The 23,764-nt window shown below is 58.0% G+C and carries 24 protein-coding genes; 10 read left to right on the forward strand and 14 right to left on the reverse strand.

Translation table 11 applies throughout. From position 1 onward, the window contains the following. Position 1: 1 nt before the first annotated feature. Positions 2 to 2,044 carry an esterase/lipase family protein gene (locus ETAA8_RS05095; RefSeq protein ID WP_145085832.1) on the reverse strand — a complete coding sequence of 681 codons (2,043 nt, stop codon included), beginning with the start codon at positions 2,042 to 2,044 and terminating at the stop codon, positions 2 to 4. Positions 2,045 to 2,240: 196 nt separating this feature from the next. Between ETAA8_RS05095 and ETAA8_RS05100 the strand changes: the two genes are divergently transcribed. From ETAA8_RS05100 to ETAA8_RS05120, 5 genes are read left to right on the forward strand one after another with little or no spacing between them, the layout of a single operon-like run. Continuing rightward, entirely contained in the window at positions 2,241 to 3,290 is a 1,050-nt protein-coding gene (locus ETAA8_RS05100; protein ID WP_145085835.1) for a ComEC/Rec2 family competence protein, read from the forward strand. A gap of 59 nt (positions 3,291 to 3,349) precedes the next feature. After that, positions 3,350 to 3,616 carry a TM2 domain-containing protein gene (locus ETAA8_RS05105; RefSeq protein ID WP_145085837.1) on the forward strand — a complete coding sequence of 89 codons (267 nt, stop codon included), beginning with the start codon at positions 3,350 to 3,352 and terminating at the stop codon, positions 3,614 to 3,616. A gap of 5 nt (positions 3,617 to 3,621) precedes the next feature. Then, on the forward strand, positions 3,622 to 4,560 hold the full coding sequence (locus ETAA8_RS05110; RefSeq protein ID WP_145085840.1) for a leucine-rich repeat domain-containing protein: 939 nt from the start codon (positions 3,622 to 3,624) through the stop codon (positions 4,558 to 4,560). A 54-nt stretch (positions 4,561 to 4,614) separates the two neighbouring features. Beyond that, complete coding sequence (locus ETAA8_RS05115; RefSeq protein ID WP_145085843.1) at positions 4,615 to 5,973, forward strand: DUF1501 domain-containing protein; 1,359 nt, start codon at positions 4,615 to 4,617, stop codon at positions 5,971 to 5,973. After that, positions 5,973 to 6,407, forward strand: a complete 435-nt coding sequence (locus ETAA8_RS05120; RefSeq protein ID WP_145085846.1) for a DUF423 domain-containing protein — start codon at positions 5,973 to 5,975, stop codon at positions 6,405 to 6,407. The genes ETAA8_RS05115 and ETAA8_RS05120 overlap by 1 nt, the downstream gene beginning before the upstream one ends. A gap of 188 nt (positions 6,408 to 6,595) precedes the next feature. Here ETAA8_RS05120 and truD read toward each other — a convergent pair whose 3' ends face one another. From truD to ETAA8_RS35805, 6 genes are all read right to left on the reverse strand, one after another. Continuing rightward, positions 6,596 to 7,816, reverse strand: coding sequence for a tRNA pseudouridine(13) synthase TruD (truD, locus tag ETAA8_RS05125; RefSeq protein WP_145085849.1), 1,221 nt, complete (start codon positions 7,814 to 7,816; stop codon positions 6,596 to 6,598). Between the two features lie 20 nt (positions 7,817 to 7,836). Further along, positions 7,837 to 8,010: a hypothetical protein gene (locus ETAA8_RS34360; RefSeq protein ID WP_202921566.1), complete on the reverse strand. Its 174-nt coding sequence runs from the start codon at positions 8,008 to 8,010 to the stop codon at positions 7,837 to 7,839. Positions 8,011 to 8,113: 103 nt separating this feature from the next. Continuing rightward, positions 8,114 to 8,731: a UbiX family flavin prenyltransferase gene (locus ETAA8_RS05130; protein WP_145085852.1), complete on the reverse strand. Its 618-nt coding sequence runs from the start codon at positions 8,729 to 8,731 to the stop codon at positions 8,114 to 8,116. Next, entirely contained in the window at positions 8,728 to 9,450 is a 723-nt protein-coding gene (ubiE, locus tag ETAA8_RS05135; RefSeq protein ID WP_145085854.1) for a bifunctional demethylmenaquinone methyltransferase/2-methoxy-6-polyprenyl-1,4-benzoquinol methylase UbiE, read from the reverse strand. Before ubiE ends, ETAA8_RS05130 begins: the two co-directional genes overlap by 4 nt. Before the next feature lie 110 nt (positions 9,451 to 9,560). After that, positions 9,561 to 9,776 carry a four helix bundle protein gene (locus tag ETAA8_RS35800; protein WP_202921905.1) on the reverse strand — a complete coding sequence of 72 codons (216 nt, stop codon included), beginning with the start codon at positions 9,774 to 9,776 and terminating at the stop codon, positions 9,561 to 9,563. Further along, positions 9,754 to 9,957 (reverse strand): four helix bundle protein, encoded by a 204-nt coding sequence (locus ETAA8_RS35805; RefSeq protein WP_202921567.1) that lies wholly within the window; start codon positions 9,955 to 9,957, stop codon positions 9,754 to 9,756. Before ETAA8_RS35805 ends, ETAA8_RS35800 begins: the two co-directional genes overlap by 23 nt. Before the next feature lie 429 nt (positions 9,958 to 10,386). On the opposite strand from ETAA8_RS35805, the gene ETAA8_RS05145 reads away from it, so the two are divergent. The 3 genes from ETAA8_RS05145 to ETAA8_RS05155 all read left to right on the forward strand — a co-directional run bounded on the left by ETAA8_RS05145 (position 10,387) and on the right by ETAA8_RS05155 (position 13,508). Next, positions 10,387 to 11,886, forward strand: a complete 1,500-nt coding sequence (locus tag ETAA8_RS05145) for an MFS transporter (protein WP_202921568.1) — start codon at positions 10,387 to 10,389, stop codon at positions 11,884 to 11,886. A 108-nt stretch (positions 11,887 to 11,994) separates the two neighbouring features. Then, positions 11,995 to 12,936: a DUF1559 domain-containing protein gene (locus tag ETAA8_RS05150; protein WP_145085859.1), complete on the forward strand. Its 942-nt coding sequence runs from the start codon at positions 11,995 to 11,997 to the stop codon at positions 12,934 to 12,936. A gap of 122 nt (positions 12,937 to 13,058) precedes the next feature. Beyond that, on the forward strand, positions 13,059 to 13,508 hold the full coding sequence (locus ETAA8_RS05155) for a transthyretin-like family protein (protein ID WP_145085861.1): 450 nt from the start codon (positions 13,059 to 13,061) through the stop codon (positions 13,506 to 13,508). A 17-nt stretch (positions 13,509 to 13,525) separates the two neighbouring features. Here the strand turns inward: ETAA8_RS05155 and ETAA8_RS05160 are convergent, their stop codons facing one another. Both ETAA8_RS05160 and ETAA8_RS05165 read right to left on the reverse strand, forming a co-directional pair. Then, entirely contained in the window at positions 13,526 to 14,128 is a 603-nt protein-coding gene (locus ETAA8_RS05160) for a HupE/UreJ family protein (RefSeq protein WP_145085864.1), read from the reverse strand. A gap of 575 nt (positions 14,129 to 14,703) precedes the next feature. Then, positions 14,704 to 14,949, reverse strand: a complete 246-nt coding sequence (locus ETAA8_RS05165) for a hypothetical protein (RefSeq protein ID WP_145085867.1) — start codon at positions 14,947 to 14,949, stop codon at positions 14,704 to 14,706. 76 nt (positions 14,950 to 15,025) lie between these two features. On the opposite strand from ETAA8_RS05165, the gene ETAA8_RS05170 reads away from it, so the two are divergent. Then, positions 15,026 to 15,322 (forward strand): hypothetical protein, encoded by a 297-nt coding sequence (locus tag ETAA8_RS05170; protein WP_145085870.1) that lies wholly within the window; start codon positions 15,026 to 15,028, stop codon positions 15,320 to 15,322. A gap of 116 nt (positions 15,323 to 15,438) precedes the next feature. Then, positions 15,439 to 16,887, forward strand: coding sequence for a DUF1501 domain-containing protein (locus ETAA8_RS05175; protein WP_145085873.1), 1,449 nt, complete (start codon positions 15,439 to 15,441; stop codon positions 16,885 to 16,887). 81 nt (positions 16,888 to 16,968) lie between these two features. Here the strand turns inward: ETAA8_RS05175 and sdhB are convergent, their stop codons facing one another. The 5 genes from sdhB to ETAA8_RS05200 form a co-directional block, all read right to left on the reverse strand. Further along, positions 16,969 to 17,862 (reverse strand): succinate dehydrogenase iron-sulfur subunit, encoded by an 894-nt coding sequence (gene sdhB / locus ETAA8_RS05180; protein ID WP_145085876.1) that lies wholly within the window; start codon positions 17,860 to 17,862, stop codon positions 16,969 to 16,971. A gap of 171 nt (positions 17,863 to 18,033) precedes the next feature. Further along, positions 18,034 to 20,046: a succinate dehydrogenase flavoprotein subunit gene (gene sdhA / locus ETAA8_RS05185; RefSeq protein ID WP_145085879.1), complete on the reverse strand. Its 2,013-nt coding sequence runs from the start codon at positions 20,044 to 20,046 to the stop codon at positions 18,034 to 18,036. A 134-nt stretch (positions 20,047 to 20,180) separates the two neighbouring features. Continuing rightward, entirely contained in the window at positions 20,181 to 21,056 is an 876-nt protein-coding gene (locus ETAA8_RS05190; RefSeq protein ID WP_202921569.1) for a succinate dehydrogenase cytochrome b558 subunit, read from the reverse strand. Between the two features lie 324 nt (positions 21,057 to 21,380). Beyond that, positions 21,381 to 21,572, reverse strand: a complete 192-nt coding sequence (locus ETAA8_RS05195; RefSeq protein ID WP_145085882.1) for a hypothetical protein — start codon at positions 21,570 to 21,572, stop codon at positions 21,381 to 21,383. A 730-nt stretch (positions 21,573 to 22,302) separates the two neighbouring features. Continuing rightward, positions 22,303 to 23,712, reverse strand: coding sequence for a transposase (locus tag ETAA8_RS05200; protein ID WP_145083689.1), 1,410 nt, complete (start codon positions 23,710 to 23,712; stop codon positions 22,303 to 22,305). Positions 23,713 to 23,764: the final 52 nt, after the last annotated feature.

Genomic DNA, 23,764 nt, shown 5'->3' on the forward strand with positions numbered 1-23,764 from the left:
ATCATCGCGGCGCTGGTCCTGTGGGGAGCGCTGCACTGGGGATCGTTCCCGCTTGATCCGCGGCGGGAATCCACGGTTTCACACCGGGCAGATTGTATTCGGGTTGATGCTCGGGCTGGGCCTGCACATGTTCTAGCAGGATGCGGCGGACTTCTAAAATGCTCAGCGGATAGCGGTGTACGCTCATGTGATCGGCCGGCACGACCTTCTCCGAAGCAACTTCCTGAAGCGTCGCACTCGACTTGCCGACGACACCGTCTCCTTCTTCCGAAAAGCGGCCAATGAAGGTGTTGCTCGGTACGACGCCAATCACGTTGTGATAGCTGGTGTGCGGGCCACGTTCGGCACCATTGAGCGCCGCGAAAATCTGGCAATCCGGCGCGAGCGAATCGATCGACGTCGTCCGTGTAAGCAGGTCGGTGTTGCGGAACGAATCGGGATTATCCCGAATCAGCTTGTTACTCAGTTCGACCATCATCTCGGGCAAGGTGATGAACGTCCGCCCGAAATAGCGCGTGTAGTCATCGGCAAAATTGCTGCCATGGTGCGGCGTGCCGAGTGTAATCACCCGCTTCACGCTGGGATTGGGATGAAAATAAAAGCACTTGGCCAGTTTGCTTCGCTCGTCGTCCGAAGCTTTGATCTGTTCGATCGGCACGTTGCCCAGCAGGTTCCAAAAGCGATCGCCACTTTCAATCGTCTGCATCCGCGAGACGAGCCCACCCATGCTATGACCGACGAGAATCATTTGATCGAGGTTAGGATTCGCGCCGTGCGGATCGAGGTCGGCGCGCATTTGCGCCAGAGCGTCACGCATCTGCGCGGCACTCGTCCAGAATGGCTGGCCGGTTGGATATTGGAAGAACCAGAACTGATACCGCTTGCGAATTTCGGGGAAGGCGCGCAGATCGTTAAACATTTCCATCCACGTTGTGGGACTCGACCACAAACCGTGAACCATGACGACCGGAATCCGCTGCGGGTCGTAGGGCTCGACCATGAAGAGCCCCTTGATCCCCTTCGCAGTCCCTGGGTTGAGCAGGCCCAAGGTTGAAGTGTCGGTTTCCTGGAACTGCGGATCGTCGAGGAAGAACGCCAGGGGAGTGCTGATGTCGGACTCGAGCGGCACGTCGTGATTGCAGACCTTGATGCTGTTCGCGAGGAGCGGATCGTAGAGTTCCAGCACGCAGCGGTGGACGTTCGCATCACGATTAGCGTCGTGATTCTCTTCCACGCGCATGAAGGCGGTGACGGCAAAGCTCAAACCCGGGGGATAATACTTTTCGGCCGGTGTTTCGCCCGTGTGGCGCGTCCGGACGGCAATCAGCGGCACACCGAGGCCGTAGCTATGGTGGTGATTCGTCAGCCCGCTAGAGATTTCGTAAGTGCTGACGAACTCGAGCGCGGAGAGATCTTCCTGCCGCCAGGGGCCGCGAATTTCAATTTCGAGATGGTACTCCTTTTTTCCCGTCTTGATGACGTGCTTCGTCCCTGGCTTCAACTGCCGGTTCTTACTGACAATCCGCAGGGCCGATTCGAGCGCGCCGTTGTACAAATCGCACGCGCGGCGGAACTGGGGATCGTATGGATTGCGAAAATGATCGAGTCCCGGATCGAACAAGTACCAATAGGCGTGCGCGACAGCCGCCCCGTGGACGTCGAGCGCTTCCTTCGGTTTGTTTTGCAGCTCAAGCTCTTTCCCCTCTAAATAGGCGAGCTCGGCGTAGGCATAGATCTTGTCTCCCGTTGGTTCGCGGGCCAGTTCTTTTTGAAAGCTGACAAGGGCGATCAGCGGATCGTCTTCTACCTGGTCGAGCAGGTTATAGCGCCGCAATAGTTGTTCGGTTCGCTTGGTGGGCTTGGGTCCGCTGCGGGCGAGAAGTTTGAGCGGGGCCGCGAGCGGATTGCGCGGGGCTTCGCGAACGGTCACATATCGTTGGCGTGCGCAGCCCGAGTTACCCAGCGCGCAGAGCGCCGCCATGACCGTGATTGCGCAGGGCAACCAGGACAGCGATGCTGACAGGCGCTGTGTGGCAGTGGACATCAGTACCCTCAAGGGCCCGTTCCGATGACGGGCGAGAGACGATTTAGGGAGTATGTGAAATTGCGTCAAGACTGGCCGCAGCCTGTCTGCTAGCCGCAAATCGCCCAGTGCAGCTTGCTGCACTCGGCCCGGCTGTGGATAATCGCTGACGACGCAATGGCTTACGAATAAAACGAAGCACCTTGGAAGCGACATCATGCGGAAGACGATCAGCCAACTGCTGGCAACCTTAGTACTGGCACTGGCGGCTTGCGGGCAGATTTGGGCAGCCGAAGCAGATGGCCTGCAGATCTATTGGATCGATACCGAAGGTGGTGCCGCGACGCTACTAATCACACCGACGGGCGAAACCGTGCTCATCGACGCCGGCAATCCCGGCCGCCGCGATGCCGACCGCATCGTTAAAACCATCACAGAAATTGCCGGGCGGAAGCAGATCGACCATCTGGTGACGACGCACTATCACGGCGATCACTTCGGTGGCGCGATTGAACTCGCCAAACTGCTGCCCATCGTCAATCTATGGGACAACGGCCAGTTCGAAGGGCTGAGGGACGACCCCGGCAAAGCCTACTTTGAGTTGAAGGCCGAGAAGAAGCACGTCATCAAGCCCGGTGATTCCATCCCCGTCAAACAGTTGGCCGCCGGCTCGCCGGAATTAAGCATTCGCTGCCTGGGAACACGGCAACAGTTCGTTACCGCCCCGGCGGGGACCGAAGAAAATACAAATATCTGTGCCACGGCGCGAGAAAAGGCCCGCGATGGCTCCGACAATGCCAACAGCATTGTGCTGCTCATCAAGTTCGGCAATTTCACGTTCTTCGATGCGGGGGATCTGACCTGGAACCAAGAACAAAAGCTGGTCTGTCCGCATAACGTTGTGGGCAAGGTCGATGTATATCAAGTTACGCATCACGGGCTCGACGCCAGCAATAATCCGCTCGTACTTCAGTCGATCGAGCCGCACGTGGCAATCATGAATAACGGCACCACCAAGGGGTGTGCTCCCGAAGTCTTTGCCAACCTGAAAGAGACCAAGTCACTGCAAGGAATCTATCAAGTCCATAAAAACCTGCGACCCGATGGAGCGACCAACAACGTGGCCGATGAATTCATTGCCAATCGCGAGAAAGAATGCCAAGGAAATCACATTCATCTGGCAGTCGCCGCCGATACCAAAAGCTATACGGTCAACATTCCCGCGAATAAGCACAGTCAGACCTACCAGACACGCACGGGCAAATAGAATATTCTCTAAACCGACCACTCCTTTCGACTATTCAACTCTTAAAAAGTGAAAGAAACATGGACAGAGAAACCGTCGAATCGTACGCGAGCAAGAAAGTGGCTGCTGGTGTCTGCGGCATCGTGATTGGCAGCCTGGGGATCCACAAGTTTGTCCTGGGCAAAACTCAGTCGGGGCTGGTCATGCTCCTCTTCACGGTGCTGACCTGCGGAATTGGCGGAGCGGTGATGGGTGTCATCGGCCTCGTGGAAGGCATCCTCTACCTGACGAAGAACGATAACGATTTCTATCGAATCTACTACGTTGAAGGTAAGGAGTGGTTTTAGGCGAGATGGCTGAAGCCCCTCTCCCATCTGACAAGCAGCCGCGGACCAAAACTTGGGCACCGCGGTTTTCGTTGCGGACTCTTCTGATCGGCTGCGCCATGTTAGCGATGGCGGCAGGTTTGCCTCGCTATCGCAGCATGACGCAGAGATTTGCAGCTAAGCGATTGGCTGAAAAAGGGATCGAGCTTGTCATTCATCCAGACGCGACGCAGTCGCATCTTTCTTGGCTAGTCTTTGGCGATAACCGGTACGATTGGGTGCGCGATATCGTCATCGCAGATGTCGCCATATCCAACGCCGATGTTTCCCTCCTGAAACAGTTTCCGAGCGCGCGTCAATTATTCGTTTCGGACTGTCGTTCAGCGAACAAGATGTTGGAGCAAATTCGCACGTTCAAATGGCTGGGCTTGGTGCAGATTGAAAGGTCACCTGTCTGCGATCAAGACGTCCAGGAACTGAGTCATCTTAAGCACCTAACTTCGTTGGTCCTGATTCAACCTGCGGATGCAGAATTCGATTTAAGTCGTCTTGGAAGTCATCCTTCCCTCCTCTATCTCCATCTGAGGGGCCGTGCATTCACCGATAAAACCGTGATAGATGTTTCCAAGATCGAAGGCCTGAACACATTCACAATCGATGACGCAAGTATCACCGACGACGGTGTGCGCCATCTCGGTAAGTTGACTCAACTCTATTTCCTGTCAATCACATCGTGCAGGGTAACCGGTGCATCACTGGATACCCTTTCCGCGTGCCCGCAACTCGAACATTTGAGTCTATCTCGCTGCCAAATCGATCGGGCCGGAACGCTACAAATTGCTCGCTTGCCTCAAGTCCGGAAAGTCGACCTATATTCGACGTCGGTCACGAAAGCAGATATAGTGGAACTGGAAAAGGCTACCAAGCTTGTGTTTAGCGACTTCATGTTCAATCAAACTCCCTGATTAGCTGCTCGGCATCGCAAGCGTTTGGCATTCGTGACTTCGGAGAAATTCAAAATGTCACTCGACCTCTCTCGTCGCCAAGTCCTGCGCGTCGGCGGCGCGGGGCTGCTCGGGATGAATTTGCCCGGGCTGCTGAGGGCGGAGAGTACTGCGTCGATCAAGCCGCGGGCGAAGTCGGTGATCTTTCTATTTCAGTGGGGCGGGCCTAGTCACATCGACATGTTCGATCGGAAGCCCAATGCGCCCGAAGAGTATCGCGGGCCGCTAAAGGGAATTTCGACCAGCTTGCCGGGGCTGGAGACGTGCGAGCACTTGCCGGAAACGGCGAAGCGGATGCATCACTGCACGGTCATTCGCACGCTGACGCACAAGATGAAGAATCACAACTCGGCCGGCTACTATGCCCTCAGCGGGCATGAGCCGCCGAGCGACGATCAGCGGCTGCGCGATTCGCTCGACCTGTTTCCCGCCTACGGCAGCATCGTCGACAAGTTGGCTCCGAGTCGCAACGGTCTGCCGACGTTTGTCGCCTATCCACACGTCATTCGCGACGGCTCGATTACTCCTGGCCAGCACGCCAGTTTTCTCGGCAAGGCGCACGATCCGCTCTTGTTTACCGATGATCCGAATTCGCCGAATTTTAAGCTGCCGGAACTGAGCCTGCCCGATGGCTTGTCGCTCGATCGACTCCATCGCCGCCGGGCCATGCAGAAACTGGTCGATCAACAGGCCAAGCTCTTGGAGACTTCGGCCGAGGTGCGCGGCTTCGACGAATACTATGATCGCGCGATCAACATGCTCACCAGCGATCGAGTGCGCAAGGCCTTCGACCTTTCGGCCGAGCCGCCGGAAGTGCGCGACCGCTATGGCCGCAGTACCTATGGCCAGGGCTGTCTGCTCGCGCGACGGCTGGTTGAGGCTGGGACGAAGTTCGTGACCGTCTATTTCTCGAACACCATCGGCGGCCGCAGCACGACCGAAGGGGGCTGGGATACGCACGGCTTCGACGGCACGCGGATGTATCCCATCGTCGAGAAGTATCACTTTCCCCGCATGGAAGAAACATTCCCCACGCTGCTCGACGATTTGAGCGAGCGCGGACTGCTGGACGATACGCTGGTCGTCTGGATGGGTGAATTTGGTCGCACGCCAAAGATCAACGCCAACGCGAGTCGCGATCACTGGCCCAATTGCTATAGCGTGGTGCTGGCCGGCGGCGGCGTGAAGCGCGGATTCATTTACGGCAAGAGTGACGACAAGGGGCAGTATCCCGACGAGCACCCCGTGAAGCCCGAAGACCTGGCAGCTACGATCTACTACCTACTCGGCATTGATCCCAACAGTGAAGTGCGCGACAAGAATAACCGTCCCTTGTTTATCGGCGGCAAGCCCGTCCTGGAAGTGATCGCCTGATGTCTGCCAAGTTGATGTTGCTATTGGGTGCCTTGTTCGGCGCGATCAGCGTTGGTTTGGGCGCATTTGGTGCTCACGGTCTGCCCGACTTTCTCACGGGGCAAGGGTTGACGAGTGAAACCGTTGCTCGCCGGCTCGATAACTGGGAAGTCGCCAGTCAGTACTTGATGTATCACGCCTTGGCGCTGTTGGCCTGCGGAGTTCTCGCGCATCTGCGCCCCAGCTTATCCCTCTCGATTGCCACCTGGTTCATGACGATCGGCGCTTTGATCTTCAGCGGCATGCTCTATGCGCTCGTGCTGCTGAACATGCCCGTCCTGGGAGCTATCGTTCCTATCGGCGGCGTATCGATGATCTGCGGCTGGCTTTCATTGGCCTGGGCTGGCGGCGGCTGTTGCTCGTATGAATGCCCGACGGGCTTGCTGAAAAAATAGCTGGAACCGGACCGATTGAAGAGCGAACAGCGAAGGATGAATTTAACCACGACCCGCAAAGCGGGGGGCGTTCAATTAAGGGGTCGTTAATTGAACAGCGATGTGCGCCATTCGCGGGTTTGGCTGCGGGTGAGTGTTCAATTAAGAGGTTCGATGTTGAACATTTAGGCTGAAATCAGCCCGCGGGATTACGCCTCTTCAGTGGGAGCTTCTTCTTCCGAATCGTCTTCTTCATCGCTCCAAGCCAGGCCGGTGATGCGCTTGACGAAGATGGTGGCATAAGAGCCGCGACGGAGCGTGAACTTGAGCGTCAGCTTTTCCCGACCACGATAGATATCGTCCGCAGCGGTTTCGTGCGTGAGATACTCGGGCAGAAAGATGGCTGGCCGTTCGCCACGGCTGAAGAAGGCATCGCGCGGATACTTGACGCGGACCTCGCGCAGTTCCATCCCTTCGGCACTCATCACGTCGTCGATCAAGTCTTTCAAATCGCCGGGATCCAGATGGAGCCGGGCCGACGGGAGCGGCATTTGAAAGGCATGCAGCCAGTCGCGATGTTCGGCCGGTAGCGAAGTGAAGAAGGGGAGTTCTTGCCTGGCGATGCGTTGCCGCCGGAGTACTTCGGGAGGGCAGTTCGCTTCGAGAACCGCGGCGAGCATTTGGTTCCACAGGTGGCTTTGATAAGCGGCCAGCCACAAACTGCGGAGTTCTTGCCGGATCAGCGCGAATGCCCGTTTGAAATCGGGCTGAATGGGTTTGTCGGCCAGGAACGTTATCACGCTGCGGCGATGCGACCGCGCGAGCGCCGCTTTGCACTCTGGCCATTTGCCCCACAGTTCGCGGAGGAGGCGTTTCTGCTCACGCTCGTCGGGACGGTCATGGTCGTTATGCTCTGCCAGTGCCAGCCAGAGAGCCTGCTCGTAGTCCCCTTTGCACCACGGCTGGGCAATGAAGACTCCGGACTCGCCGAGCGAACCGAAGCGTTGCTCGTCGAAATAGTTGGGCAGACCGTCGCGCTCGGCTTCGGCCAGTGTGCGCTGGGCAGCTGCGATCGACGGAGCGTCCATATCTCGCATGACGACGGTGAAACGATTGCTGACGATATCGCGCGGGTGAACGGGGCGGGCAGCGTAGCCCAGGAACTTCAACTGAATGCCGCCGGCCTCCATGTTCTGCCGGGGGCCACCCTTCACCGTGATGTATTGGCTGGTGCGGGCGTGGCGATCTTTCAGACCGGCCCAGGCCATTTGCGGGCGGGAGAAGTTCCAACGCTGGACAATTTGATCGATGGCTTCGAGCGTGCCGATCGATTCTTTGTTCAGCAGATAGAGTGCGAAAGGTCCGCCGGTTGAGCGCAGCGTGATCTGTTCTTCGACCTGAAAATCAGCGGGGACACATTTGAGCTTCATGCGGAGGCAAAAACGATTGCCTATTTCTTTTTGGGCTTTTCGGCTGGAGCGCGGCTCGAGGGCCGGCAAATCAGCGAGATGCCGATCGCGATGAGCGCGAACACTGCGACGTAACCGAGCATCGTCTTGGCGATGCCAGTCTGAGCCAGCAACTGGCCGCTGGTGAGCAATGTCTGGCCGGCAGTCTCAAGCATCGCGAACTTCCGCGGAATGGTTTCTGGGAGAGGTAACGTCGGAGATTCCATTCTAACTAGCGGCCCGGAAAGCATCTATCCCTTGCGGGGAGGCAGAATTTGCTCATTCGCCCCAGCGCCGCATGAGCGTATTGGGCAGGCCGAGTTGATCGAGAATGCGGGCGACGATGAAGTCGACCAGGTCGTTGAGATCGCGGACGCCGTGATACCAGCCGGGCGAGGCGGGAAGCATGACCGCACCGGCTTCGACGGCCTTCCGCATGTTGTCGAGATAGATCAGCGAGAGGGGCGTTTCGCGCGGGACGAGAATTAACTTGCGGCGTTCTTTGAGGTGCACGTCGGCAGCCCGTTGGATGAGGTTGCTACTGCTACCGTGGGCAATACCACTGAGCGTGGTCCCCGAGCAGGGACAAACGACCATGCCGCGAGTCAGAAACGAGCCGCTGGCCACAGGAGTGAAGTAGTCCTGATGGTGGTGATAGACCAGCTTGCCGGGAAGTTGCCCGATTGGGAGTTTCGGCAGGAGTTGGCTCAGTTCGAAGTTGCCGATGGCCACCTGCAGGCCCAATTCCTGCTTCAGCACCGCCTGACCGCTGGGGCTAATCATCAGGTGGACTTCATGACCGCCAGCCAGGAGTACCTCGAGCAGGCGCACGGCATACGGAGCCCCGCTGGCGCCTGTCATTGCCAGCACCAGTGGCAAGTTTGGAGCGGTGCTCATTTTCGCCCCACATAGAGCGTGGCGATGCCGAACGTCAGCGTGTAGTACTTCACATCCTTCAGCCCTGCTGCTTCCATCTTCGTCGCCAGTTCTTTCCCTTGCGGAAAGAGCCCCACGCTTTGGGGCAGGTATTCATAGGCGGCCGAGCTGTTCCGCGCGAGCATTTGCCCGATGCGTGGGAGTACGTTGCGGAAGTAGAAGCCGTAGAACGCTTTGAAGGGCTGCCAGGTGGGAGTTGAGAATTCCAGCACCGCGACCTGACCGCCCGGTTTGCAAACCCGGGTTAGCTCGCGCAACCCTAGATCGGTGTCGGCGACATTCCTGAGTCCGAAGGCGACCGAGACCACACCGAAGCGATCGCTCTCGAATGGCAAAGCTTGTGCGTCGGCTTCAATAAACTCGATCTGTTCGGCAGCGATCTTCGCCCGATCTCGTTTGTGGCAGCCGATTTCGAGCATCTCGCCGCAGAAGTCCGAGGCCACAATCGGCGACTGACCTTTGGTATAGCGATGGAAGGCTAAGGCCAAATCGCCCGTACCGGTGCAGACATCCAGGATCGGATCACCTGCCTGCGGATTCAACTTGCGGACTGTGTACCACCGCCAGTATTTGTCGATGTTCATCGACAGCAAGTGGTTCATCCGGTCGTAATGCGGAGCAATCTCGCCGAACATGCGGCGAACGCGAGAGCCGGATTTATCGAGGGTGGCGGTGGACATAGGGGCGGTTGTTAGGGTTGCGTTTAGCTAAAGAGGACGGAGGTCAGGGGAAAAAGATCGGAGGTCAGAGAATCGGAAGTCGGAGGACAGGAGACAGTGGACAAAAATGGTTAATGTTCAGGGCGTTTTTTGGGGCGTAAGAGGAAGGAGTCAGGGTTTTGGATCATCGAGCCGAGCATGCGTCCGATGGAAGCACATTTCGTCGTTAGTTCTTGATGGGTGGCAGCATTCAGGTACCCGCATTCTAGGGCGAAGTCGAGGGATGAGTCAGTTTCGCTGTTTTCACCATCGCAATCCGTTAGTTTACTGGACGAAGTGAGCCCGATATCGTCGCTTGGACCAAGCCTCTCGAAGGTTCAAGCATACCGACCGAGACGATCGCCGAATCTGGCTTACTAGCACGTACCGCTCGTCAGCAGGAAAGGTCTTTGTCAGTACGAAGATTTTCATTGCCAAACCAAAAGCCTCTCGATAAACCGTTAACTGCTTGGCAGAAGCAATTTGCATCGGCAAATCTCACAGGCTTGAAATCACAATCTTTCCTCTGATCTTAGGCCTAGTTTAACGAAAAACGAGGCACTGAAATAACGGCGGCCTCGCTCGTAGCCATAATCCCACGGTACTGTTCCTCCGATTTTCCGACCTCCGTCTTCTGACCTCTGATTTCCGCCCGCCCCCGCCCCCGCTGGTACTGCAAGCGATGTAGAGTCGCCGAAGCTTCCAGCGGGGATGGTTTCCGGGGTTTACTGACGTTGCCACAGCGAACACTTCTCAGTATTTACTGTCCCCTCTCCAGTACTCCTACCGTTCGAATTAGAATTTAATAACAGCTAGCTGCTTTGATCCATGTCGCTCGCGCTCCCGCCCCGTCGGTCTTTTTTGGCTCAGGTGTCAAATAAAGCGTCTTGCACGCCGATCAACACGCCTGCCACGGTAATGCCTGCCCCAACTTCGTCTGCAACTTCGGCCCAGCGGTCGCAGACACCCCTCCGAGCCGATATCCACGCCAGCTTTGCTGATGCGGCCGGCTATAGCATGATGGTTGGCATTGGGGAGACCTACATCGTCCCTTTTGCCTTAGCCGTGGGTGCGGGCAAGACGGCGGGTGGACTCGCCGCCACGTTGCCCATGCTCGCCGGCGCGACTTTGCAGTTGGCTTCCCCCTGGCTGGTTCGCAAACTCGGTTCTCACCGGCTATGGGTGGCTGCTTGCGTTTTTCTACAAGCAATTAGCGTATTCCTGCTCCCCGTCGCAATTTTCCTGGCCCCCGATTCGACAAATGCGAACGTCGGCGGCTTTCCCGCTTCGGTCTGGTGGATCTACTTTGCCGCGACCGTCTATTGGTTTGCCGGGCTCTCGGGCGGACCATCGTGGAATACTTGGATCGAAACGATCATTCCCAAACGGATCCGCACGAAGTTCTTCGCCTGTCGCACACGTACGGGTCAAGCTTTCACTTTGTTAGGTTTCGCCAGCGGTGGTTTGATTCTGCATTGGGCTAAAAGCCAGGGTCTGGTGCTGCATGCGTTTTGCGCGATCCTGTTTGTCGCCGCCACCTGCCGGCTGATATCCGGCCTGGCGCTGCTTTGTCAAAGCGAGCCGAATCGCGGCCGCATTAGCGATCGCCATGTGCCCATCCGGCAGTTGTTTGCCTCGACCGCCAAAAATGGCGGCACGCTCGTTTGGTATTTGCTGGCGATGCAAGTGGCCGTGCAAATCTCCGGGCCGTATTTCAATTCGTACTTGTTTCTCGATCAGCACATCTCGTACTTCGAATACATGCTGATGATCGGGCTGGGCTTCGCGGGAAAAGTGCTCGCCACTCCGTACTGGGGCCGCGTCGCGCAACAAGCAGGTGCCAAGCGACTCCTGTGGATTGGCGGCATCGCGATCATTCCCATTTCGTCGTTCTGGGTCATCAGCGACTGGTTCTCGGTCTGGCAATGGACTGTTCCCATCACGGTGCCCGGTTCCAGCGGGCACTGGGTCGTTACGGGCGAGTTCCTCTATCTATGCGCCGTGCAGTTGGTCTCCGGTTTCACCTGGGCCGCGTACGAACTGGCGATGCTGCTGATGTTCTTTGAAGCGATCCCGCGCCAAGACCGCACGGGCATGCTCACGTTCTACAACTGGGGGAACTCCGCGGCGATGGTCGTGGGGAGCTTTCTCGGTGCTGCGATTCTCACTTCCATGCACGAGTCCCATGCAGCGTTCCTCACGCTCTTCGGGCTCTCGTCGGTCTTCCGGCTGATGACGGTGGGGCTTCTCTATTGGGCTCCCGACCTTCACCTGCGTGCGGTTCCGCCAGCCGTCGTGCCCCTGGGTGCCGGCTCCACGCGCGCCTTGCTCGATCAACCGGTGCTCGTCACCATGCCCGCTGTGGCCAGCGCGAAAGAGGAGCAGGTGCAAGTGTTTAATCCAACTTCATCGCTGTAAAAAGTAGCAGCAGCCCTAAAATTTGATTGAAAAATGCACGGCCAGCTGGGTATTCTAAAGGCCCCGCTAACTTCCCTCCCCCCTGACTCTCCCCTGGTGGTGTTGCGAATGGATCGTGCTCGCGCGCGAGGCTTTACCCTCGTCGAACTGCTCGTAGTAATTGCAATTATCGGCGTCTTGGTCGCGCTGCTGTTGCCAGCGGTACAGGCCGCTCGAGAAGCGGCCCGCAGGGCCCAGTGCTCGAACAATCTCAAACAACTCGGACTGGCCCTGGCCAATTACGAAGACAGCTTGAAGATTCTTCCCCCCGGTGCCTTCTGGGCCTACGACCCACTGATGAATCCCATCAAGGGCTCGGCCATCTTGCACCTGCTTCCCTATATGGAACAGCAAGCTCTATTCGACAAGTTCGATTTCAAACTCTATCGGATCGAAGACCAGGCCACACCGCAAACGTTTCAAGAACTCGCCGGGACTTACCTCCCTTCGCTCCGCTGCCCCACCGACAACAGCCCCAAACGCTATGGCACTACCGCCCTCACGAATTACGGCGCGTCGCGCGGCCCCACGCGTGTAGAGACCAACCCCGCTTCTTCCTGCTCGCATCCCTACAACACTTTCGCCACCAACACGTCATCGGACCAGATCGACAACATTCCCGGCCCCTTCAGCCGGATGGGCGTCGTCCGCGGCGTGTCGATGCGTCTGAGCGATATCACCGACGGCCTGTCGTCGACGATTTTCTTCGGCGAAGTTCGCCCTGCTTGTTCGACTCACTTCTCGGCAGGGTGGGCCCGCTCCAATAGCGGCAATGGCTACGCCACGACGATCATTCCCATCAACTACGACTCGTGCGATCGAACCGGAACCAGGCCCGCCTGTAATCGGCATAACAACTGGAACACCGAAGTCGGCTTCAAGTCGCTCCATCCCGGCGGGGCGATGTTCCTGTTCGGTGACGGTTCGGTGCGGCTCCTCACCGACCGGATCGATCATCAGAACTATCAGTACCTGGGAAGTCGTTGGGACGGCCAGGTAGCCCAGCTGTAAGCGTGCGCTTTGCGTGAGGTCAGGGGTCGGCAGTCTTTGGCGAAGCAAGACTTCCCATTCGCTGAACCGCCTTTCGCCAAAGACTCCCGACCCCAGACTCCTCTCGCACGAAGCCTCTCGCCATGAACTCTGCCCGCTGCATCGCCGGACTCGTTGCCGGCGCACTCCTGATCTTCGTTGCCGGTTGTGATACCGGTCCACGGATGATTCCCGTTAGCGGCGTGGTTACTCTCGATGGCAAGCCAGTGAAAAATGCGGCCGTCATGTTCCTGTCGACGAGTGGTGGTCGCCCCGCGGAAGGAATTACCGATGCCGAGGGGCGCTACTCGCTCACCACGTTCAAGTTCGGCGATGGTGCCGTGGAAGGCCAGCATTCAGTCAGCGTGACCGGCGTCGAAAGCATTGGCAACCCTGGCAGTTATACGCCCGAAGGAATGATTTCGGGCAGCGGCACGCAACGGGAAATCTGGTTTGTCCCGCAGAAGTACAGCAATCCGGCCACTGCGGGAATTCAATGCGAAGTCAGCCCGTCGCAGAACAAGCACGACTTCGACCTGAAGTCAGTTGAGTGATTTGAGCAGCCAGCGAACTAAATCGCACCGAGCAGAATCATCACGCCCGCCAGCGAAATAGCAGCGCCCGAGAGTCGCACGAACAGCGGATCTTGCTGACCGCGAACGAACAGCAAGCCGGCCCCAACGCCAGCCAGATGCAGCCCGGCCGTGGCCAGGATGAAGCCCATCGCATACATAACAGGTTGCGTACTGCCGGGCATTTCGGTGCCGTGAGCATGACCGTGCAACAGGCCGAACAAGCCAATCACCACAGCTGCCGCGAGCAGCGGATACTTCCGGCCAAAGGCCAGCGCAATGCCTAGCGTCACCACCGTCAACGCGATGGCAATTTCAATTCCCGGCATAGCGAAGCCTGCAATCCCGAGGCCACCGCCGACGATCATCATTCCCAAGAACGCGGCCGGCAAAGCCCACATGGCCCGGCCGCCAATTTGTGTGGCCAGCAGCCCAACGGCGAACATGGCCAGCAAGTGATCGAGCCCGAGCAGCGGATGAAAGAAGCCAGCGTGCAATCCGCTGCCAGTTGGATCTGTGTGCGTATGCCCCGGATGTCCCCAAGCTGCCTGGCAAGTGACAACAATCAACCCTAGCACACTCACGGCGGTTCTCAGGTTCATTTCCGGCTCCGATGCATTCCCATTCGTTCGCCTCACCGACTTCAACAGCTACCAGGATAGCCTTTTTTCGCTCCTCTGGCACTATGAGTTTGTCGTTCGCGCAGTGCTAACGTCCCCGAGTTCTTCAACACCCTAGCTTTGCGCAATTCGCTGGCAAGCATTGTTGCCCCAACAACTTGCGCCACAAGTCGGCGATCGAGATTCATCCTATTCGTTGATAAACCCCCTTCGCCCCAGCTCGCAGTCGCAATTCTTGCATGCTCCACAGCCAAATCGTTCGCCGCGCAAACCTTGCTGACGAGTTCATCACTGCCAGCCCGCTTACTCACCATGCGCGCAGTAGACTCCCCACTTAAAAACAATCATTTATTAAGCTAGTGATGCGCAATTGTCAACTACATTTAGCACAAAAAGCGACTCGCTGAAATCGCGCAATTGTCCTGACAAGCATTGGCGGCGAATTGTGCTCCGAGAGTCGCTTCGGAACTCTGTCGCCACTCATCGCCTCGGCGAGGGCTTTCCTTGTGGGGTACGCTGATCGTCAAATTGCGTTAAGTAAGAGGTGGGTGCAATTCCTATGTGCCGTTCGTTGGTGGTGGTGAGGTAGCTTCCCGAACCCACCACGCTTCGGGTCGAAGCTGGATGTCGATCAGAAAGAGCGGAGCGTACAAAGGTCGCAGCGGCGCGGGACATTGAAAGGAATACGTGTTGTCCCCCTGCCTAACCGCACGCACCAGTGCCAGATAGCTGATCACATAGAGCACCGGCAGCATTAGCAGCACGGCTGCGAAGATCGGCATCGCTGAACGGGTAGTTGGCATGGGTGGATATTCTAAGGCCGACGATTCGACCTCGCGAATCTAGCGGGGCTTTTTCGTGCGCGGGTAGAATGGGGTAATGGATCAGAATGAACTCATCGCACAGATCACAAAGGTCGCCAGCAAGCATCAGGCGGCGGGAACGATCTGCTATCTCAACTATGACGAAGTTGCCGCGCCAGCAATTCGCCGCTGGGCATCATCTAATCGCCGTGGAGTGCCACAAAACAACTTGGAGCTTCGGATTCGCGATTTGGCAAAAGCTCTTACGTTGCCAGAAAAAAGTGGTCGCAGAACGGTTCACAAGTCTACCCTTGAGTTGGCGGCCGCAATCGCTGCGTGTATGCCAGATTATTCTGTCGCGTTACCTCCTTAAGTCCAGCGACCTAGCTAGCCCTCAATTCAACCCGACATCCTCATCTCTCGATTTGAGTTCCCCCTTCGCTCGCGAGTAGACTGTATCCTTCGCTTCTCCCACCGGTGGTCTGTTGCATGGCTACGTTAAATCCATTGAATCCGTTCCCGTCGCTTTTGGCGACGAATCGTCGCGATTGGCTGGCGCATGCGGCGAGTGGATTGGGCGCGATGGCGCTGGCGGCGATGCTGGGCGAAGATGCTGCGGCTGCGGGAGCGAAGGCGTCGACCGGGCTGCATCATGCTGCCCGCGCGAAGCGATGCATCCATATCTTTTCGCCCGGCGGTGTGAGCCAGGTCGATACGTTCGACTATAAGCCAGAACTGGAAAAGCTCGATGGTCAGCCCCTTACCGGCAAGGGAAAACTGGAGCCCTTCTTCGGCAAGATTGGCAAGTTGCAAAAGAGCTTCTATCCGTTCAAACAGTATGGCGAGACCGGCACCTGGGTCAGCGGCCTGCTGCCGCATATTGCCGAGTGCGTCGACGATTTGACGATCGTTCGCAGCCTGGTGGCGAAGAGCAGTTCGCACACGCCAGCCTGCTTTCAGATGAATACCGGCTTCACACTCAATGGCTATCCCAGCTTGGGAGCGTGGCTGTCGTATGGGCTGGGCTCGGAAACGCAGTCGCTGCCGTCGTTCGTGGTGTTGCCTGATCCGCGCGGCATTGTGAACGGCGGAGCCAGTAACTGGGGGAGCGGCTTCCTGCCCGCCCAGCATCAGGGGGTTGCGTTTGAAACCTCAAAGCCCGATCCAGTCACGAACCTGAATACGCCGGCCAACGTTTCGCCCGCGGCCCGTGCCGCTGCGATGCAAGTGCTGGAGCAGATGAATCGGCGGATGGCCGAGCAATATCCGCTCGACAGCGCTTTCGCCGCGCGGCTTCGTTCGTACGAACTGGCCGCGCAAATGCAGGCGAGCATTCCGCAGACCGTGGGCCTGGAAGATGAGTCGGCCGAGACGCACGCGCTGTACGGCCTCGATCAGCCTTTGACGGCCGGCTTTGGCCGCAACTGTCTGCTCGCTCGCCGCTTGATTGAACGAGGCGTGCGGTTCGTGCAACTCTACAACGGCGGCGCGCTCGGTTCGCCCCGCATCAATTGGGATGCGCACGAAGACCTGAAGCAGAATCATGATACGCAGGGAGTCCTGCTCGATAAGCCCGTCGCGGGATTACTCAAAGACTTGAAGCGTCGCGGGCTACTCGACGATACGCTCGTCTTCTGGACCAGCGAATTCGGCCGCACGCCGTTCACCCAGGGAGAGAACGGCAAGGGGCGCGACCACCACAACCTCTGCTTCACCGGCTGGCTCTGCGGCGGCGGCGTCAAGCGCGGCTACGCTTACGGCAGCAGTGACGAAGTCGGCTATCAGCCCGCGAGCGATCCCACCACAGTGTACGATCTGCACTCCACGGTGCTGCACCTGCTCGGCATCGATCACACCAAGCTCACCTGGTACCACAACGGCATCAACCGCCGCCTGACCGACGTGCATGGGCGCGTGGTGTTTGATCTGATTGCGTGAGTTCTATGAAGAAAGCCCTGCTCAAGAGAACAGGGCTTTCAGTTGGATCGATTCATTACTGATCGGGCTGAGCAACCTGACTTACCCCCCGAACCACTTTTTCAGCGTGTGCAGCGTGGTGGCGCGGCCAGCGCGGGCGATGCTGGTGGTGAGTGGGATTCGCTTGGGGCAGACAGCGACGCAGTTCTGGGCATTGCCACAGACTTGAATACCACCTTCGGCAGTGAGTGCTTCGAGGCGATCGCCGGCGTTCATGGCACCGGTGGGATGCATGTTGAAGAGCATCGCCTGGCTGATGGCGTGAGCACCCACAAACTCGCTGTCGAACGTTTTGTTCTTGCGAGCTTGGTAGGCCTCTTCCGTTTCCCCTTCGTCCCGCACAAGCTCGACCTTCAGATACTGCGGGCATGCTTCGAGGCAGCAGCCGCAGCTCATGCATTCGCTCAGCGGATAGGTTTGTTCCTGAATCGACGCGGGCACCTTCGGACCAGGGCCCAGGTCGTAGTAACCGTCGACCGGAATCCAGGCATTCACCTTTTGCAAGGCACGGAACAAGCGGCCGCGGTCGACGACCAGGTCGCGCACCACCGGGAACTTGGTCATGGGCTGGAGTTCGATCTCCGCCGGATGATCGGTGAGCAGCTTGTCGACCAGGGCCGAGCAGCTTTGACGCACCTTACCGTTGATGACCATCGTACAAGCGCCGCAGACTTCTTCCAGGCAGTTGCAGTCCCAGGCGACGGGCGCGACTCGCTTCCCTTCGGACGACGTTGCCTTGGCAGCAATTCGCTGCAGCACGCTGATGACGTTCATGTCCGATTCGTACTTGACCGTGTGACGTTCCCAGTAGCTGGGCTCGCCCGGCGCGTCTTGCCGCAAGATGCGAACTTCGAACGTATCGGGCTTGGCGGCCGGTTCGGCACCGTGGGCGTGACCATTGGAACCGTGACCGTTAGCGTGATGCGAGTCTGCCATGATGATTCTGCAAACCGTTGATGGAGAAAACAATTCAACTGAATTCGACTATCCACACGAACACTTCATTAGGTAGCCCGACGCGTCAGCGAGGGGATTTTCTACTTTTACGTTGTGCCGCAATTCTCCCTCGCTTATGCGTCGGGCTACTTCAGGAATCAACAACCAGTGCTAGTGAGCCCCGGCCAACGCGGGCTTGCCAGCCGCAGCACCGTTGCCATTCTTGGCCGCAGCTTGTTCCTTGGCTACTTGCCGTTCTTTCCACACTTTTTCGATCTCTTCGGCACCGACCAGGCCATACAAGCGAGGCCGCGGCGTGACGATCGAAGTATCGACATCTTCGTAGCTCAGCTTGACTTCCTTCCCATCCCAGGTGGCGATGGTCGACTTGAGCCACTTGCGATTGTTCTCGTCGAAGTTATCGCACCAGGCTTCGGCCTGACGACGACGTTCGGTCGGATCAGTGGCCGTGAGCGCGCTGAACGAGAAATCGGGCTTGTAGTGAGCGCCGCGGCTTTCATCGCGAGCCAACGCGCCCTGCAGGATGGTGAGTGCCAGCGGGAACATATCGATGAGGGACTTGGTGAAGACCACGTTCTGGTTGGTCCAGACACCCGAATCCGACAGCGAGCACTTGTGCGACCGCTCGTGCAGTTCCTTCACCTTGGCGACTGCATCTCGCAGCTGATCGTTGCGACGAACCACGGTCGCCGCCTTGGTCATTACATCGCCCAGTTCCTGGTGAATCAGGTACGGGTTCTCGCCACCAGCAGGACGCTTGAGGAGCCCTTCGTGGCGCGTCTTCTGTTGCTTCATGGCTCGTTCGAAGAGCGACGAAGGAAGCTCGGAAGCTGCCTGCTTAGAACCCTTCAGCAACGTCTCGATGCCCGGTGCCGTGATCAAGCCGCTGAAGATGCAACTGAGGAGCGAGTTCGCGCCGAGGCGATTCGCGCCGTGATATTGATAGTCGCATTCACCCATCGCGTAGAGATTGGGAATGTTCGTGATCTGGTTCTTGGGCGAGCCCTGCTGCAGACCGCCATCGGCACTCTTCTGATAGTCGACCCAGAGGCCGCCCATCGAGTAGTGAACCGCCGGGAAAATCTTCATCGGCGTGCTGCGAGGATCGACACCTTGGAACTTCTCGTAAATCTCGAGAATGCCACCCAACTTGCGATTCAGTTCCGCTCGAGGAATATGAGTCAGGTCGAGATAAACGGCTAGCCGATCCTTTTCGACGCTCAGCCCCTCGTTCACACAGATATCGAAGATTTCGCGGGTCGCGATATCGCGGGGCACGAGGTTCTTGTACTTCGGATAGCGATCTTCCAGAAAGTAGTAACGCTCGTTTTCGGGAATCGTCAACGGATCGCGAGGATCCTGCGGCTTGCGCGGCACCCACACGCGGCCACCTTCACCGCGGGCCGATTCGCTCATCAAGCGGAGCTTGTCGGCACCGGGAATGGCGGTCGGATGAACCTGAATAAATTCGCCGTTGCCGAACTTGGCCCCAGCTTGAAAACAACGGCTGGCTGCGCTGCCGGTGCAAACCATCGACATGGTCGAGCGGCCATAGATCAAACCAGGACCACCCGAAGCGACGATCACCGCGTCGGCGGGGAAGGCCCGCATTTCCATGGTCGTCAGGTCTTGGCCGATCGCGCCACGGCAAACGCCGTTGTCGTCGAGCACCGGGCCGAGGAAATCCCAGAACTCGTACTTCTTAACCTTTCCTTCGGTTTCCCAGCGACGAACTTGTTCGTCGAGACCGTACAGCAGTTGTTGGCCAGTCGTAGCGCCGGCGAAGGCGGTGCGCTTGAAGAGCGTACCACCGAAGCGGCGACGATCAAGAAATCCCTCCGGCGTCCGATTGAACGTCACCCCAAGGCGGTCCATCAGTTCGATGATCTTTGGTCCCCAAACGGTCATTTCTTTAACCGGGGGCTGATGCTGCAGGAAGTCACCGCCATACACGGTATCGTCCAAGTGCAGGTACTCGGTATCTCCCTGCTGGCGGGTCAGGTCGTTCACACTGTTGATGCCACCTTGGGCACACACACTGTGCGAACGCTTGACGGGTGTCAGGCTCATCAGGTCGACCGCGATGTCAAGCTCGGCCAGCTTCATCGCTGCAGCCAGGCCAGCCAAACCACCACCGACGATTAAAACGCGTTGCTTTGCCATGAGGGGGAAGGGGCTAGGGGCTAGGGGCTAGAGGCTAGAGGCTAGGGAACGGTGTGTTTCGCATTTCTTACTCCCTCTCCTCGGTACTCCGGGGAGAGGGCTAGGGTGAGGGGGCAGCCCCTCTTTCGACCCGACTATTTATCTTTCGTCTCTTCCGCTGGTTCAGCAGGCGGATTCACCGGTGCATGAGAACCACCAGCCTTGGCATGCGTTGCATGGTCGTGCCAGCGCTTCTGGTCAGCCGGTGTTACTTCACCGGACGCGACCTTCGAGTCGTACATCTTGTCTTCATCTTTGCGAATCTGTTCGATTTGTTCTTTGGTCTTGGTGGCAAAACCACCCAGCGCGCTCAAACCAACCACCGAGAGCCCTAGCCCGAATACGACGCAGGCGATTGTCGCACGGCGCTGGGCCGCAGGTGTGATCCAGACGCCCCAGGTAATGCCGAAGGTCCAAATGCCGTTCGCCAGGTGAAAGACGCACGACAGGATGCCAATGGCATACAGCAATTGTACGATCAGCGGCGAGAGGGCCTCAGCGGCCGTCGATGTGGCGTTGTATGGGCGGAACATGTGCCCACCCAGCGGAGCAGCCACCCCTTCGGTCCACCACTTCGAGTGGAACCAACCGTGCATGTGAAAAACATGCCACATAATGAACACAAAGGCGATCATGCCCGTGGCCCGTTGCAGGGTGTAACGGACGTTGCTGCCGTACTTATACGTGCTGCTGTTCGGGAGGCCACCGCGAATGATGACCACGCCGAAAATGGCATGGAACAGCAGCGGAATGAAGATGAACACCCATTCCACCACTGGGAGAATCTGACCCAAGCTGTGAATGGTGTAGACGTTTTTCTGGAACGTCAGGGCGCTATCGAGCACGGTCGAATTGGTGAGTAAATGCACCACCATATAAGCGCCGACGGGAATCACGCCGCTCAGCGAGTGGAGTCGCCGGAGCAGGAACTCGTTGCGAGAGAGAAAAGTTGACGGCGGCGCATCGTTCACGGCTGTCCTCGTTTTCCGCGGCTGTCTTGTTTGATTGGCCAGAATTCTCGGGCCAATTTGGTCGGGCTAAATGGTTCTGGCTGGCTTTTTTCGGGCTATCTCGGGGCCAAGTCTTCGGCCGCGAGGCAACTAGCTGGCACGGGCAGGGGGAACGACGAGCCACGAATGGAGCTAGACGTATCTCCAGCTGGGACAAGCGGTGGCGTCACTGCCGAGTGTTTTTCGCTTAGCGCCATCAGTATAGGCGTCCCCTGCACTTTGCCAACAGGGCGAAGGTGAAAGGCCCCCAGCCGGCCAGATTCACCCGACTGGCAACGACGCCGATCAATCGGGACTTGGAATCCCCCCGGAGAAAACCAAATACAGCAAGAACGTGCAGCCGGCGCAAGCGAGCAGGAGAATCGCAGCCAAGATCACGATGAAGACGACCGCCAGCGTGCGGGCCTTGATCGCCGGGGCAAGTTCCAACTCGCGCTGGTTCTGCACAGTCGGCGATTCGTAAGGATTCGGTTCCATTGGGCGGATTCTAGCCGGCCGGCCGCTTCATCGCGTGCGTGACAGGCGGGAGACCGCGGGCCCAGGCTGGCAGGTAGTATCCGGCGACGCAGAATTGCCGTACTCGATTATGCCGTCTAGGTTTATCAACACCCCCCTTTTGCGTGCATCGCATTCAAGCCGTTCTGCAGCAACGCTTTACGCCCAATTTGCCAACTCTGAAATCATCCTGTTTGTTGATTAACTGGTTGCTCTGGCAAATCATCAGCCCCGCGGTCGGGAGGTTTTTCGGGCCAACCGTTTCCGGAAAAAGGACTGCCCGAACTCGCCCGAAAACCAACGCCTGCCCCGGTCGTACTGGCATGACTGGTTACCAGAAACGGATTCTCGCACTGGCGCGAATTCTTCCCGCCGCGCAGCTACGCACCTTCCACCAAGTTGCCAAACAGCCATTTAACTTATGACGACTTAGTGCGCACTTGTCAAGTAACTGACGACGATATTATCGTCGCGCCCAGGATGGAGGTATTCTGCAGCTGGCCACCTTTCGCTTCCTTGGTTAGCCTCCGTCGTCTTACGAAGTAAGGCTCCTCGCCAAGCCTGGCGGGTGTCAACTCAATTTCGCCTCCAACTGCAACGCGGCCTTACCCCAGAACTGCTCGAAGTCCATCAGAGTCGTTCCATCCCTCTCGCACGAGAATGGCCAGCAGACACGGGAAGAACCCGTGCCACCCAACGCCGTGAACCCTTTTTAGGCAGCGGTCGTGAGGTAGCGGGCGCGATGGATTTGGGACTTGGTGGCGAGTAGGAACTCGGGAGAGCCAGCGGGCGGGTCGGGACGTTTTTTGCGAGGATAGTTGCGGCTGGATTTGTTGGCTCGCTCGTAGGTGTCGCGCACTGCTTGAGGGAGTTGGTGGGGGAGCGATTGTTGCCGAGCCAGCGGATGTCGATAGTCGCGCATCAGCCGCCGATACGTGCGCCAGACGCCCGCTAGGCTGAGTTGAGTAGGATCTAGTTGTACGCGCGTCGCTTGGACCTGAGCATCGAGCGCCATGCTCCATAGTCCCAGCAGCGACCACTCCAACTCCAAACGCGCATGCGCGGCATTGGTGCTGCGAAGTTTGCGGCGCTGATACGTTTGCTTCAAGTGGCGAAAGAAGAGTTCCACGCCCCAGCGACGACGGTAAACGTCGAGGACTTGCCCGCGCGATAATTCTTCTTCTCCGACGCTGGTGAGCAAGTAGACCGGATACTTTCCACCAGTGGCCACGACGAGGCGTAACACGAGCGGCGGCTGGCTGCGACGGGCAGCACGATCGGGCCAGAGATACACCGTGCCAACGACTTCGCGGGAGAAGCCCAGCTTGTACAGCAGACGCACATTCGAACCGACTCGCACCAGGAAATGGCGACCACTGTTAACAACGGCGCGCAGACAATCGTAACCCACGAAGCCAGCATCGGCGGTGATCAGGGCATTGCTCGGAAGTTCGTCGAGCATCGCCAACCAATGCTCGCGCTCGCTACTGCCGGTCGGACCGATTCGCCACGACCAAGGCAGTCCTGTGCCGACGTGAAACAGCAGGGTCAACCACATTTGCGGGACGCTTGCCTTGCGCGAGTGAATCGCGGTGCGCGGTTTCTGGCGACGATTGCGTTTGAGTTTTCGTCCCTTACCATCGCGAACCGGAGCATGTGCCGCCTCGTGTGACTTGCTTCGCGGCACGTCGACTCGGCTGCCATCAATGCCGAAGAGGACCAGGCCATGAACTCGCCAAAGGGTGGGTAATGCACGCTGCATCTGCCGTCGAAACGTCACCTGCAATACGCCGACCAGCAGCACCGTCCAACGCAGCAGCAACTTCATGAAGGCTTGCACCGAACTGGCAAACTCCTGTTGCGGCGCAAACAGAAATTGAGCTAATCTGCGGGCAGCAAAGAAGCGGTCCCCCAGCGTGAGTTCATCCGACCAAGCCCAGAGCAACGCCGTGGCCGCCAATTGCCGTGGGCCCCACGTGCAGTCGTCACGAAACCGAATCGCACCCCAGTCCCCCTCGCCGAGCAATCGCTCCAGTGACTGCTTGAGCTGATCCGCTTGGAACTCGGCAACGACAACCTGACTTCGACCTTGCTGACTTCGACTAGGGTCTTGATGCGACATTCCCGAATCCTTTCGGGTGAGCGGTGAACGATCCTTTCGCGGTGAGAAACGA

Origin of the sequence: Anatilimnocola aggregata, assembly GCF_007747655.1 — a bacterium.
Lineage (GTDB): Bacteria > Planctomycetota > Planctomycetia > Pirellulales > Pirellulaceae > Anatilimnocola > Anatilimnocola aggregata.